Annotated in this window: 14 protein-coding genes; 13 read left to right on the forward strand and 1 reads right to left on the reverse strand. The window is 68.2% G+C overall.

The annotated features are described in order from the left end of the window. Positions 1–29: 29 nt before the first annotated feature. The 8 genes from BLQ28_RS12590 to BLQ28_RS12625 all read left to right on the forward strand — a co-directional run bounded on the left by BLQ28_RS12590 (position 30) and on the right by BLQ28_RS12625 (position 6,533). The gene (locus tag BLQ28_RS12590; protein ID WP_093239612.1) at positions 30–1,526 is read left to right on the forward strand and encodes a sensor histidine kinase; all 1,497 of its coding nucleotides are present in this window, start codon (positions 30–32) and stop codon (positions 1,524–1,526) included. Then, complete coding sequence (locus BLQ28_RS12595) at positions 1,523–2,161, forward strand: response regulator transcription factor (RefSeq protein ID WP_176801090.1); 639 nt, start codon at positions 1,523–1,525, stop codon at positions 2,159–2,161. Before BLQ28_RS12590 ends, BLQ28_RS12595 begins: the two co-directional genes overlap by 4 nt. 161 nt (positions 2,162–2,322) lie before the next feature. Further along, on the forward strand, positions 2,323–2,823 hold the full coding sequence (locus tag BLQ28_RS12600) for a GlcG/HbpS family heme-binding protein (protein WP_093239615.1): 501 nt from the start codon (positions 2,323–2,325) through the stop codon (positions 2,821–2,823). After that, positions 2,823–3,521 carry an ankyrin repeat domain-containing protein gene (locus BLQ28_RS12605; RefSeq protein WP_093239616.1) on the forward strand — a complete coding sequence of 233 codons (699 nt, stop codon included), beginning with the start codon at positions 2,823–2,825 and terminating at the stop codon, positions 3,519–3,521. Before BLQ28_RS12600 ends, BLQ28_RS12605 begins: the two co-directional genes overlap by 1 nt. A 44-nt stretch (positions 3,522–3,565) precedes the next feature. Beyond that, positions 3,566–4,210: an FMN-binding negative transcriptional regulator gene (locus BLQ28_RS12610; protein WP_093239618.1), complete on the forward strand. Its 645-nt coding sequence runs from the start codon at positions 3,566–3,568 to the stop codon at positions 4,208–4,210. Position 4,211: 1 nt separating this feature from the next. Further along, on the forward strand, positions 4,212–4,448 hold the full coding sequence (locus BLQ28_RS12615; protein WP_093239619.1) for a hypothetical protein: 237 nt from the start codon (positions 4,212–4,214) through the stop codon (positions 4,446–4,448). Next, a complete protein-coding gene (gene tadA / locus BLQ28_RS12620) occupies positions 4,438–5,565 on the forward strand; it encodes a tRNA adenosine(34) deaminase TadA (protein ID WP_093239621.1) in 1,128 nt (375 codons plus the stop codon). The genes BLQ28_RS12615 and tadA overlap by 11 nt, the downstream gene beginning before the upstream one ends. Continuing rightward, the gene (locus BLQ28_RS12625; protein WP_093239622.1) at positions 5,562–6,533 is read left to right on the forward strand and encodes an LD-carboxypeptidase; all 972 of its coding nucleotides are present in this window, start codon (positions 5,562–5,564) and stop codon (positions 6,531–6,533) included. The genes tadA and BLQ28_RS12625 overlap by 4 nt, the downstream gene beginning before the upstream one ends. A 60-nt stretch (positions 6,534–6,593) precedes the next feature. On the opposite strand, the gene BLQ28_RS12630 is transcribed toward BLQ28_RS12625, so the two are convergent. Then, positions 6,594–6,929: a hypothetical protein gene (locus BLQ28_RS12630; protein WP_093239624.1), complete on the reverse strand. Its 336-nt coding sequence runs from the start codon at positions 6,927–6,929 to the stop codon at positions 6,594–6,596. Positions 6,930–7,266: 337 nt separating this feature from the next. On the opposite strand from BLQ28_RS12630, the gene BLQ28_RS12635 reads away from it, so the two are divergent. The 5 genes from BLQ28_RS12635 (at position 7,267) to BLQ28_RS12655 (ending at position 12,584) form a co-directional block, all read left to right on the forward strand. Then, positions 7,267–8,214, forward strand: coding sequence for an adenylate/guanylate cyclase domain-containing protein (locus tag BLQ28_RS12635; RefSeq protein WP_093239625.1), 948 nt, complete (start codon positions 7,267–7,269; stop codon positions 8,212–8,214). A gap of 131 nt (positions 8,215–8,345) precedes the next feature. Continuing rightward, positions 8,346–8,696 carry a hypothetical protein gene (locus BLQ28_RS12640; RefSeq protein ID WP_093239627.1) on the forward strand — a complete coding sequence of 117 codons (351 nt, stop codon included), beginning with the start codon at positions 8,346–8,348 and terminating at the stop codon, positions 8,694–8,696. A gap of 232 nt (positions 8,697–8,928) precedes the next feature. Next, on the forward strand, positions 8,929–10,776 hold the full coding sequence (locus tag BLQ28_RS12645; protein ID WP_093239629.1) for a DUF1800 domain-containing protein: 1,848 nt from the start codon (positions 8,929–8,931) through the stop codon (positions 10,774–10,776). A gap of 18 nt (positions 10,777–10,794) precedes the next feature. Further along, positions 10,795–12,246 (forward strand): DUF1501 domain-containing protein, encoded by a 1,452-nt coding sequence (locus tag BLQ28_RS12650; RefSeq protein WP_093239631.1) that lies wholly within the window; start codon positions 10,795–10,797, stop codon positions 12,244–12,246. Between the two features lie 5 nt (positions 12,247–12,251). Beyond that, entirely contained in the window at positions 12,252–12,584 is a 333-nt protein-coding gene (locus tag BLQ28_RS12655; protein WP_256327279.1) for a hypothetical protein, read from the forward strand. Positions 12,585–12,593 lie beyond the last annotated feature (9 nt).

Genomic DNA, 12,593 nt, shown 5'->3' on the forward strand with positions numbered 1-12,593 from the left:
GGCCCGCAGCGCCGGGCACAATCCGCGCCATGAAACAGTGGTTGCGTACGCAGGGTGGTTGGTGGCTGGCCTGGCTGGTCCTCACGGCCGTCGGTGCGGTGTGGCTGGCGCGTGCCCAACTGGCCCAGGTGCACGACGACTTCGAGACCGACGCGCGCATTGCCCATCGCCTGATGAGCCAGCAGGTGGTGCAGTACGACGCCGTGCTGGCCACGCTCGCATTGCTGGAGCCCAGCACCAACGCAGACCACCCCGAGCAGCGCCTGCCGTCCGTGTACTCGTCGATCCTGCGCGTGCAGCGGCGCGAGCGCGACGAGGCCTGGCCCGACGAAAAGCAGGCCGGTGCATTGGCCGCAGCCGAAGCGCGTTCGCGCAGCCAGCGTCGCGCCGAACTGGCCGCGCTCGACCTGACGCACGGCCGCTACCAGCTCGTGATGGGCGCCACGCCCTTCAGCTACGCGCTCGAAATCGATCTTGCCGGTTCGGTGCCGTGGCGCGACTGGCCGATGGACCCGCAGCAAAGCCCTGTGCGCCTGAGCCTGCAGCGCGACGGGCAGCAACTGGTGCTGCAACCGGGCCGGCCTTCGGCGGGCGGCTGGCACTTCAGCCTGACCAAGGCGCTGGCGTCACCGAGCCAGCCTTTCGACCTCGTGGCCGAGCGCGATGTGGGCTGGGGCGAGTTGCCGTGGCGCGGCATCGGCGGCTGGGCGGTGGCGATGGCGCTGCTGCTGGCCGGCCTGTGGGCTGCGCAACGCCAGCGCATCGCACGCCGCAGGGCCGAAGAACTGTTGCGACTCGGGCAGGTTGCGCGGCTCAATGCGCTGGGTGAACTGTCGGCGGGGTTGGCGCATGAACTCAATCAGCCGCTCACTGCCGTGCTGGCCAATGCGCAGGCCGCGCGCCGCCTGCTCGACGACGATCCGCCCGACCTTGCTACTGCTCGCGACGCGATGGGGCAGGCCGTCGAACAGGCGCGCCGCGCAGCCGGCGTGGTGGGGCGCCTGCGCCGCGTGATCGAACGGCCCGAGGCCGGCGGCGAAGTGAAGCCGCTGGTGCTGCAGGACGTGGTGCGCAGCGCGATGCACCTGCTGGCGCCCGAGTTCGCCCGGCATGCCATCACGGCCCAGTTCGATGCCACGGCGCAGGCGCCCGTGCGCGTGCAGGCCGAGGCCGTGGCGCTGGAGCAGATCGTGCACAACCTGCTGATGAACGCGCTGCAGGCGCTCGACCTCGTGCCGGCGGCCGAGCGGCGCCTGGTGGTGTCCGTCGGCCGCAACGGGCAAGAGGGCGTGCTGACCGTGACCGACAACGGACGCGGCATCGCACCCGAAGCCTTGCCGCGCCTGTTCGAGCCCTTCTTCAGCACCCGCGAAGGCGGGCTGGGCCTCGGCCTGAGCCTCAGCGAGACGCTGGCCAGCGGCATGGGCGGCAGCCTGGGCGCGGCCAACGCCACGCCGCGCGGCGCGCGCTTCACCTTGCTGCTGCCGCTGGTGGCGCCGGCATCTTCCCCGGAGCGCCCGTCGTGAGCACGCCCGGCACCCAGCAGCCGCTGTCGCCGCTCATTCACCTGATCGACGACGACCAGGCGGTGCGCGAAAGCCTCGCACTGCTGATCGGCACGGTCGGCCTGCGGGTGCAGGACTGGGCCGATCCGCAGGCCTTCATCGACGGCTTCGACCGCGCGAGCGTGGGCGCCATCGTGCTCGACGTGCGCATGCCGGGCATCAGCGGCCTCACCGTGCTCGACCGCTTGATGGCGCAGGGCGTCGACCAGCCCGTGATCATGCTGACGGGCCACGGCACGGTCGAGATGTGCCGTCGTGCCTTCAAGGCCGGTGCGGCCGAGTTTCTCGAAAAGCCGGTGGATGACGAGCAACTGCTCGAAGCCTTGCAGCAGGCCGTGCGCGCGCATGTGCGCACGCGCGAGCGCTCGCAGGCCGACAACGCCGCGCGCGAGCAGGTCGCGCAACTGTCGGAGCGCGAGCGCGAGGTGCTGGCCTTCATCGTGCAGGGCCTGACCAACAAGGAGATCGCGCGCACGCTGGCACTGTCGCCGCGCACGGTCGAGACGCATCGGGCGAACCTGTTCGCCAAGCTCGATTGCGACTCGCTGGCGCAACTGATCCGGCGCTATGCGGTGCTGGTCGACGGCAAGGCCTGAAGCGCAGCAGGGCCGCAGGGCAGCGCAGGGCGCGCTCCGTAGAACTACGGAGCGCCGCGCGTAGCCGTACGAATGGCCTTCGTGCGCGGCGTTTTCTACAGTGGCGCAGCGGTCGGCAACAGCCGGCGCACTCACCCCGCATCCACTGGAGAAACCAAACAATGCATTCGATCCTTCGCCTCGGCGGCCTCGCCGTTCTGCTCGCCGCATCCGCCGCCCAGGCCCAGTCGCCCGCGCCGGCCGTTCGCACCGAAAAGAACATCTCGCTCGCACTGGCCAACCAGATCGCGGCCGAAGCCGTGGCCGCCTGCGCAGCCAACGGCTACAACGTGGCGGCCACCGTGGTCGACCGCGCCGGCACCGTGCGTGCCGTGCAGCGCGCCGACAACGCCGGCCCGCACACGCTGGCATCGAGCGAGCGCAAGGCCTGGACCTCGGCCTCGGCCAAGAGCCCGACGCAAGCCATGATGGAAGGCGCACAGAAGAACCCGGGCGCCGCGAACCTCGTGTACCTGCCGGGCTTCCTGCTGCTGGGCGGCGGCGTGCCGGTGAAGTCGGGCAACGAAGTGATCGGCGCCGTGGGCGTGGGCGGTGCGCCGGGCGGCAACCTCGACGAGCAGTGCGCCAACGCGGCCATCGACAAGGTCAAGGGCCAGCTCTGATGACGGCGCGCGGTGCCTGGACGGCGGTGTTGGCGGTGGCGCTCGGGTTGGGCGCATCGGCCGGCGTGTCCGCACAGGTGCCGCCGCTGGCGGCCGAGGTGCTGGCCTACGACGGGCTGCACCGGGCCGCCTGGCATGGCGACCTGCCCAAGCTGAAGGCGCTGATCGCTTCAGGCGCCAGCCTCGATGCGCGCGACCCGCGCGGCCGCACGCCCTTGCATGTCGCCACCTATGCGCGGCAACGCGATGCGGTGAAGTTGCTGGCCAAGGCCGGCGCCAACCTCGACCTGCTCGAAGACGACCGCTACGACGCGGTGACCATCGCGGCCGTGGCCGACGACGTGGCCACGCTTTCGTTGCTGCTGTCGCTCGGCGCAAAGGCCGGGCAGACCACGAGCCGCTACGACGGCACGGCGTTGATCGCCGCCGCGCACTTGGGCCACGACGACGTGGTGCGCCGCCTGATCGCGGCCGGCGCGCCGCTCGACCACGTCAACAACCTGCACTGGACCGCGACCATCGAATCCATCGTGCTCGGCGACGGCGGACCGCGCCATCAGCGCACGCTGGCCGCGCTCATCGACGCGGGTGCCAACCTGAAGCTGGTCGACCGGCAGGGCAACACGCCACTGCAACTGGCCAGGGCCCGGGGCTACACCGCCATGGTCAGGCAACTGGAGGCCGCGCACGCAAAGTAGCGCGGCTCGAGGACAATCGGGCCTCGCCACGAGGAACCCGTCCCATGTACATGCCCCCGCAGTTCAATGCCAAGGACCCGGCCATCGCGCTGGAGCTGATCCGCTTGCACCCGTTCGCGAGCCTGATCTCGAACGACGACGACGGCCTGCCGTACGTCACCCACCTGCCGCTGGTGGCCGAGCCGCGAGAGGGCGACGAGCTGGTCCTGTGGGGCCATTGCGCCAAGCCCAATCCGCACTGGCGCTACCTGCAGGCGCGGCCGAAGGCGGTCGCGACTTTCCTCGGGCCGCATTCGTACCTGTCGCCCTCGGTCTATCCCGATCTGGCGCGCGTGCCGACCTGGAACTACCTGGCGGTCCATTGCACCGTCGAGGCCCGGCTGGTCGAGGAGCCGGCCGCCAAGGACGCCTTGCTCAAGAAGCTCATCGGCGATCACGAGCCCGCCTACGCGCAGCAGTGGCGCGACCTGGGCGAGGAGTTCCAGCTCAAGATGCTGGCCGGCATCGTCGGCTTCGAGCTGCGCGTGACGGCGCTGCAATGCAAGGTCAAGCTCAACCAGCACCGCCGCGAATCGCATGCCGCGATGCACGCGGTCTACAGCGCGGGCACGCCGGACGAGAAGGCACTGGCCGTGTGGATGGACCGCCTCGGCATGAACGCCGAAGCGCCCGCGACGGAGGCCCGCTGAAATGCGCGCGCTGGGGTTGATCGGACTCGTGCTGGCGTTGCTGATCGTCGGACTGATCGCGAAGAAGCAGATGGGGGGCGGTGTTTCGGCCGCATTGCCCACGGTGCCCGGTGTTGCGGCGCCAGCGGCGGGCGAGGCGCCGGCCACGGTGCGCGACCAGGCGCAGCAAGTGCAGCAACAGGTCAAGCAAGCGCTCGACGCGGCCGCGCAGGCGCGCAAGCTGCCGGATGACAACTGAGAACGCATTGCCCTCGCAACCGAACAACAACACAAACGACGACGCGCATTGGATGGCGCTGGCGCTGGCCGAGGCGCGCCTTGCGGCCGAAGCGGACGAGGTGCCGGTCGGCGCGGTGCTGGTCAAGGACGGCCAGCTCATCGCCACCGGGCGCAACACGCCCGTGGCGCAGCACGACCCGAGCGCGCACGCGGAGATCAATGCGCTGCGTGCCGGTGCCACCGCGCTCGGCAATTACCGCCTGGACGGCTGTGAACTGTTCGTCACGCTGGAGCCCTGCGCCATGTGTGCGGGCGCCATGCTGCATTCGCGCCTGGCGCGCGTGGTGTTCGGCGCGACCGACCCGAAGACCGGTGCGGCCGGCTCGGTGCTCGATCTCTTTGCCGAGCCGCGCCTGAACCATCGCACGCAGGTGCAGGGCGGGGTGCTGGCGGATGAATGCGCCGGCGTGCTGCAAGCCTTCTTCCAGCAGCGCCGCAGCATCGCGCGCGAGCAGGCCGAGCCCTTGCGCGACGACGCGCTGCGCACGCCGGCAGAGCGCTTTGCCGCGCTGGACGACTACGCCTTTGCCCCGCATCACGTGTACGACCTGCCGGGCCTGCAAGGCTGGCGCCTGCAGTACGTGGACGAAAGCGGCCAGGGCGATCCGCTCGCCTGCTGCCTGTGCCTGCATGGTCCGGGCGAGTGGGGCTACTTCTTCCGGCACCTCGTCGGCGCGCCCGGACTGCGCACGCTGGTGCCCGACCTGATCGGTTTCGGCAAGAGCGACAAGCCCAAGCGCGAGGCGACGCACACCCTCAAATGGCATCGCGACGTGCTGCTCAAATGGCTCGACCGCGTGCAGCCGGGGCCGATGGTGCTGGTGCACAGCGCGGCGGCCACCGCGCTTGCATCGCTGCTGCAGGCTGCGGCAGGTGCGCGTTTCGCGGCGACGCTCGTGGCGCCGGAAGGCGGCGAGCGCATCAAGGACGCATGGCGCGCACCCTTTCCCGATCGGGGCTACGAAGCCGCGCTGCGCGCGCTCGGCCCCATCGCTTCTTCTTCGGGCCCGACACCGGTTCAGGCCCGCGCGCTGGCCCTGCAGGCGCGCAACGCAATGGGATACTCGACCTCGTGAGCAAACACATCTACATCTACTCTCCCTCCAGTGCCATCCGCGACAAAGCCGCCTTCCGGCGTGGCGTGAAGCGGCTCGAGGCACTCGGTCATGAAGTCGAAGTCGACGACGCGGCACTCTCGGTGCATCAGCGCTTTGCGGGCGACGACGCCACGCGGCTGGCCGCCATTTCACGCGCGGCCGCCAGCGGCGCCGACGTGGCGCTCATCGCGCGCGGTGGCTACGGCCTCACGCGCATCCTCGATGCGATTCCGTACAAGGCCGTGGCCAAGGCGATCGACAAGGGCACCGAATTCGTCGGCTGCAGCGACTTCACCGCGCTGCAGAACGCGCTGCTTGCCAAGACCGGTGCCGTCACCTGGTCGGGCCCCGCGGTCGGCGAAGACTTCGGTGCGGAGGACGGCCCCGACGACATCATGGAAGCCTGTTTCGACGACCTCCTGAGCGGGCAGGGCGAAGGCACCGGCTGGCGCATGCCGGCACGCGATGCCGAGCTGAAGCTCAAGCCCGTGCAAGACGCGGTGCTGTGGGGTGGCAACCTGTGCGTGCTGACCAGCCTGCTCGGCACGCCGTACTTTCCGGCCATCGACAAGGGCGTGCTGTTCATCGAGGACACCAACGAGCACCCGTACCGCATCGAGCGCATGCTCGACCAGCTGAAGCTGGCCGGTGTGCTCGCACGCCAGCGCGCGATCGTGTTCGGCCAGTTCACCGGCATCCGCAAGGTGCCGGGCTACGACCGTGGGTTCGGGCTGAACACCGTGATCGACCGCCTGCGCGCCACGCTCAAGGTGCCGGTGCTGGCCGGCCTGCCGTTCGGGCACGTGCCGACGAAGGTGCTGCTGCCCGTGGGCGCGAAGGTGTCGATGGCGGCCGAAGGGCGTGACGTGTTCCTGGTGTGGGGACATCGGCATGACCATTCGCACGACGATCACGCGCGCCACGACCATCACCATCACGCCCATTGAAAAAAGAGCGCGAAGCCGCCACGGAAACGAGGGCGGCCACGGACGGGCCGCCGGACGGCTTCAGCCGTTGTTGGTGAAGCGCTGGTGAGCGCGCGGCCCCATCGAGCCGGGCAGACCGCCCTTGAACATGCTGTTGATGGCTTTCATCTGGCGCCGGGCGGCCGATTCACCGTCGATGTCGCTGAGCGCGATCATCACGTCCTGGCGCAGATACCAGAGCGCTTCCATGTCCACCGCGAAGCGCACGCGCTGGCTGACACGCTGGACCGAGTGACCGCTGCGGCCCTGGAGCGCCGAAAGCATGGCTGTCCGGATGCGTCCCAGCTGGCTCTCTGCCACCTGGCGGGAACCGAAGCCGGGCAGGTTCAGCAGACGAAGAATGCGGCGGAAGGGCATGTGACAAAAAGCGTATTGCCGGAAGCAGGGACGGCCGCTACCTTAAGCCTCAGTTCACCGTTGCACAAGATCAGAAACAGTGTTTCTTGTTTGTAAAACAACACGCTTTACTTCACGTTTTCACCGATATTTGTGATTTGTTTCCCAAAGTACTACATGTGATCGATGCCCTCAGGGCATCCACCGGGCTGTTACGAGCGTATACATATGGTCAACAAGGGAGTGATGCGGAGCGTTCCTTGTATGTCTGGCCGAATGCCGAGGAAACCGCTTGCAGAGAAATGTGAGGAGCCTTGACCATAATCAACCAGAGATCGCAAGAGAGAATCACAACAGTATGGGTGTCAATTCCACAGTCGTATTCGCGGACTTGACGGGGAGTACCAGGGTCTTCGAGGCCATGGGGAATGCACGGGCTACCGAAACGGTCACGCGACTTACTCAATGGATCGGTGGCGTCTGCCAGGCGCACGGCGGCCGGGTGGTCAAGTCACTGGGGGACGGTGTGTTCGCGATCTTTTCGAGCGGGGCCGCCGCCACGCACGCGGTCATCGAATTGCAGCGCTATCACCAGAAGCGGCTGCTCGTCTGGCCGGCACCCCTTCGCATGGCATTGCAGATCGGCGTGGCGAGCGGCGAAGTGGTGGAAGTGGAGGGCGACTGCTACGGCGACGCCGTCAACCTCGCCTCGCGACTGAGCGACCTGGCCGGGCCGGGCCAGATCTGGGTGACCGATGCCGTGATCTCGCAACTGCGCGAAGGTGGCGTGCAGCATCGCGACCTTGGCCTCATCAACATCCGCGGCCGCAGCGAAATGTCGGTGGTGCATCGCATCGACTGGCAGGAAGACGTGACCTCTTTCCTGACCGTGCCGGCCGCGCTCGCGCCCCTGAGGATGCCCGACTCTTCATTCGGGCAGATCGAGCTGGCGTGGCTCGACGTTCGCTCGATGTTTCGTACCGAAGAACTGCCGATCCACCTCGGGCGCGTCGACGACGCGCAGTTCGTGGTCAACGACCCCCGTGTCTCGCGGCTGCACGCGCGCATCGAAGTGCGGCAGGGCAGTTGCGTGCTGATCGACGTCAGCACCTATGGCACCTGGGTCCGCTTCCACGGCAATGGCGGTCCGAGCACCGAGATCGCATTGCGGCGCGAAGAATGCGTGCTGCATGGCCGTGGCGAGATCGGCCTCGGCGCACCGTTGAGCGACTTCAGCGCGCCGACCATCGCCTTCAGCACCACCAGCGGCGACGTGATGCTGTCGCGCCGCGAGATCGCCGGCTGACGCGCCTCTTCGCACCGCCCGCCACCGGTGACGTTTGGCAACCACCCGGGCGCGTCGCGGGTGCACCGCATGCATACATCGGGCGTTGCGTATCCACCTGGGCGCTGTCCGCCCTTGGCCCTGGAGCCGTTGTGAACTTCAAAAATCATTCTTCTGTTTTCAAATGGGTCGCCATCGGCGCAATGGCCGCTGGCGCCTTGCTGGCCGCCGGCGCGGCCAGTGCGCGCGGAAGCTGGTCGGTGCAGATCGGCACGCCCGGCCTTGCCATCGGTGCCTACCCGGCGCCGTACTACGCGCCGCCGCCGGTGTACACGTACCCGGCCCCGGTCTACTACGACCCGCCGCCGGTCTACTACCGGCCGCCGCCACCGGTGTATTACCGCCCGGCGCCGATCTACACCCCGCCGCCGGGACGCATCTACTACGGCCCCGGCTATCCCTACCGTCCGCCGAACGACGACTGGTACGACGAGCGCGACTGAGCGACGTGGCGCCTGGATCCGCCAGGCCGCCCACCTGCTGAAGGCTTGCTGAAGCATCGCCAGTTTTCTGGCATGCCATTTTTGTTTCCGGAAGTGACCAAAAAGTCACATTAAGTCACATTTGTAGATCTGATTCCCTTGCTTTGGGCTAACCCCCTCTGCGATTTCCGCAGGGCATGCCACTTGCCTTGAATCGCCCGACCGGCGTTGGAGCGCCGCAGGAGCGAGGAACATGGTGGAACAGATCGAAGCCGGCTGCGCATGCGTGGCAGCCGACGAGGCGGCGCGTGTCGATGTGCCGGTGGGAGATGCAACAACGGCAGCCCGCACAACGCCGGATGCATCCCGGCCCTTGAAGGCCGGGGCGGCGTTTTCCCTCGCCGCAGTGCTGGCCGCATGCGGTGGAGGAGGCGGGGGCGGTGGAGGCGGCATCGGTGCCTTTCCCTTCCCGCCACCGGCCACCGGCGACAACCCGCCCACACCCCCCGATGCGGTGCCCGACACCGGCCCCTACCACTACCTGCAAGCCAAGAACGACGAGGAGGCCGCGCGCTTCCTGCTGCAGGCCCAGTTCTCCGCCTCGGACAGCGAGATCGCCGACGTGCGCGCCAAGGGCTACCTGCCCTGGCTCGGCGCGCAGTTCGGCGCACCGCGCGCGCCGACGGCCTGGGCATGGATGAGCCCCCGCACCGGCATCCCCACCGAGGTCGACGCCATGATCTGGCGCCAGCTCATGACCTCGGCCGATCCGCTGCGCAAGCGCTTGGCCCTTGCGCTCAGCGAGATCTTCGTGGTCTCGGCCACCGAGATCGGCTCGAGCTGGCCGGTGATCATGATGGCGCAGTACTGGGACATGCTCGTGGCCGGCGTCACCGGCAACTTCCGCCAGCTGCTGGAAGACGTCACGCTGAACCCGGCGATGGGCTTCTACCTCAACACCCGCGACAACCGGAAGGAAGACGCGAACGGCCGGCAGCCCGACGAGAACTACGCGCGCGAGGTCATGCAGCTCATGTCCATCGGCCTGTACCAGCTCAACTCCGACGGCACGCCGAAGACCGGTGCCGACGGCCAGCCGATCGAGACCTACGTGCAGGACGACGTGTCGAACCTGGCGCGCGTCTTCACCGGCTACGACCTCGACATCCGGGCCAACGAGTACGGCGCCTACAAGCCGCCGGGCGGCGGCTCGATCGAGTCCAACGAATGGACCACGCGCCCGATGAAGTTCGACCCCGCGCGCCATTCGATGCGCGAGGCGCGCTTTCTCGGCGTCACGGTGCCCGCCAACACGCCCGGCCCGGCGGCGCTGAAGATCGCGCTCGACACGCTCTTCAACCACCCGAACACCGGCCCCTTCATCGGCCGGCAACTGATCCAGCGGCTGGTCACCAGCAACCCCAGCCCGGCCTACGTCAAGCGCGTGTCCGACATCTTCGCCAACAACGGCGCGGGCGTGCGCGGTGACATGAAGAGCGTGTTCACCGCAGTGCTGATCGACGACGAGGCGCGCTCGCCGGCGGGCCTTTCCGATCCGAACTTCGGCCGCCTGCGCGAGCCGATGCTGCGCTTCGTGCAATGGGGCCGCACCTTCGGCATCGCGTCGGCCAACGACACCTGGAAGATCGGCAACACCTCGGACCCGAGCCTGAGCCTCGGCCAGAGCCCGCTGCGTTCGCCCTCGGTGTTCAACTTCTTCCGGCCCGGCTACGTGCCGCCGTCGACCACCATCGCCACCAACAAGATGGTGGCGCCCGAGTTCCAGCTGGTCACCGAAACCAGCGTGGGCAGTTATCTCAACTTCATGCAGGGCATGCTGCAGAACGGCTTCGACAGCAAGGACGTGGTGGCGAGCTACGCCGCCGAGAAGGCGCTCGTGCTCGACCCCGTGGCCCTGGTGCGGCGGCTCAACCTGCTGCTGACCGGCAACCAGCTGTCGGCCGCCACGGTGACGCTCATCGCCAACGCGCTCACCACGCCCAACCTCAATGCATCGAGCAACGACGCCGCCCGGCTCGACCGCATCTGCGCGGCGGTGCTGCTGGTGATGGGCTCGCCCGAATACCTGGTCCAGAAATAAACGCGGAGCCCTTCGCACATGTACCTCATCGACCCCGCCGGCCATTCGCGCCGCGCCTTCCTGCGCCGCACGGGCCAGCTCGCCATGGCCGGCACGGCGCTGCCCTTTGCGATCAACCTCGCCGCCATGGGCGAAGCCGCCGCGCAGGCCGCACCGAGCGACGACTACAAGGCGCTGGTCTGCGTCTTCCTCTTCGGCGGCAACGACTACGCCAACACCGTCGTCAACTACGACACCGCGAGCTACGCGAAGTACAGCACCATCCGCGGCAGCATCGCCCTGGCGCAGGACAAGCTCACCGAACTGAGGCCCACGCTGCCGCTCGCGGGCGGCCGCCAGTACGCCCTGGACTCGAAGATGGCGAAGCTGGCCACGCTCTTCGACGAAGGCAAGATGGCGGTGCAGCTCAACGTCGGCCCGCTCATCAAGCCGCTCACGCGCGCGCAGTTCAACGGCCCGAACCGGAAAGATTTTCCGATCCCGCCCAAGCTGTTCTCGCACAACGACCAGCAGTCGATCTGGCAATCGTCGTCGCCCGAAGGCTCTGTCATCGGCTGGGGCGGCAACATCGGCGACATCGCGCTGGAGCAGAACCCGACAGCGTCGTCGCTCTTCACCTGCATCTCGGTGTCGGGCAACACCGTGTTCCTGTCGGGCGACGAGGCGCTGCAATACCAGGTCGGCACGGGGGGCGCCGTGCGCATCAAGGGCGTGAGCGGGGCCACGGGCAACATCTACAACTCGGCCACGGTCAAGGCGGCCCTGCAGCAGCTGGCACAGCAGCCGCGCAGCCATACGCTGGAGAACGAATACAACAAGGTCACCAAGCGCGCGGTCGATGCCGAGGGCAAGATCACCGACGCCATCCAGTCGGACGACCTCGCGGCCAACTTCCCCACCGGCAACTATCTGGCCAGCCAGCTCAAGATGGTCGCGCGCCTGATCCGCGGGCGCACCGCGCTGGGTTTGAAGCGGCAGGTGTTCTTCGTCTCGATGGGCGGCTTCGACCTGCACGACGACATCGACACCCGGCAGCCGGTACTGATGGCCGCGCTGTCGGAGGCCATGGCCGCGTTCCAGCGGCAGATGGAAGCCTTCCAGATTGCCGACAAGGTCACGGCCTTCACGGCTTCGGACTTCGGCCGCACGTTGTCGAGCAACGGCAACGGGGCCGACCACGGCTGGGGCAGCCATCACTTCGTGGTGGGCGGCGCGGTGAAGGGCAAGGCGTTCTATGGCACGCCGCCACCGGTGAGCGTGACCAACACCAGCGCCGACGACGACCAGTGGCACGTCGGGCAGGGCCGCCTGCTGCCGACCACCTCGGTCGACCAGTACGCCGCCACGCTCGCGCGCTGGTTCGGCGTGTCCGACGAGCGGCTCAACGGCATCCTGCCGAACCTCAAGAACTTCGGCATGACGGCGCCCAGCGGCATCGTCTATCCGCGCGACATCGGGTTCATGAAATGACATCGATGAGCATCGGCGGCCTCAATGGCATGGACGGCGGCGCCAGCGTCAACTTCAGCGCGGAGCCCGCGGCGCCGCACAGCCTGGCACGCAGCAGCGGCACCAGCCCGGCGACACAGGTGCGCCCCTTCGGCGACGTGGAGGCCGCCGTCGCGGCAATCGAGGCGCTGGACCGCGACCTGCGCAAGTTCGAGCTGGCGGTGGCCGACAGCCTGCAGGACTACCTTGGCCTGCAGATGGCGCAGATCACCGACAGCGCGCTGGCGCGCGGCTGGGAGCCCATCAGCTTCGTGCAGAGAGACGGCTTTCGCGTCTACCGCTACAAGGCGATGCGCTAGCCGGCTCGC

It is taken from the genome of Variovorax sp. EL159 (genome assembly GCF_900100965.1).
Classification (GTDB): Bacteria; Pseudomonadota; Gammaproteobacteria; order Burkholderiales; family Burkholderiaceae_C; genus Variovorax.

Coding starts and splice junctions, on each gene's coding strand:
- BLQ28_RS12590 (WP_093239612.1), top strand. CDS start 30: ATGAAACAGTGGTTGCGTACGCAGGGTGGTTGGTGGCTGGCCTGGCTG.
- BLQ28_RS12600 (WP_093239615.1), top strand. CDS start 2,323: ATGCATTCGATCCTTCGCCTCGGCGGCCTCGCCGTTCTGCTCGCCGCA.
- BLQ28_RS12605 (WP_093239616.1), top strand. CDS start 2,823: ATGACGGCGCGCGGTGCCTGGACGGCGGTGTTGGCGGTGGCGCTCGGG.
- BLQ28_RS12610 (WP_093239618.1), top strand. CDS start 3,566: ATGTACATGCCCCCGCAGTTCAATGCCAAGGACCCGGCCATCGCGCTG.
- BLQ28_RS12615 (WP_093239619.1), top strand. CDS start 4,212: ATGCGCGCGCTGGGGTTGATCGGACTCGTGCTGGCGTTGCTGATCGTC.
- tadA (WP_093239621.1), top strand. CDS start 4,438: ATGACAACTGAGAACGCATTGCCCTCGCAACCGAACAACAACACAAAC.
- BLQ28_RS12630 (WP_093239624.1), bottom strand. CDS start 6,929: ATGCCCTTCCGCCGCATTCTTCGTCTGCTGAACCTGCCCGGCTTCGGT.
- BLQ28_RS12635 (WP_093239625.1), top strand. CDS start 7,267: ATGGGTGTCAATTCCACAGTCGTATTCGCGGACTTGACGGGGAGTACC.
- BLQ28_RS12645 (WP_093239629.1), top strand. CDS start 8,929: ATGGTGGAACAGATCGAAGCCGGCTGCGCATGCGTGGCAGCCGACGAG.
- BLQ28_RS12650 (WP_093239631.1), top strand. CDS start 10,795: ATGTACCTCATCGACCCCGCCGGCCATTCGCGCCGCGCCTTCCTGCGC.
- BLQ28_RS12655 (WP_256327279.1), top strand. CDS start 12,252: ATGAGCATCGGCGGCCTCAATGGCATGGACGGCGGCGCCAGCGTCAAC.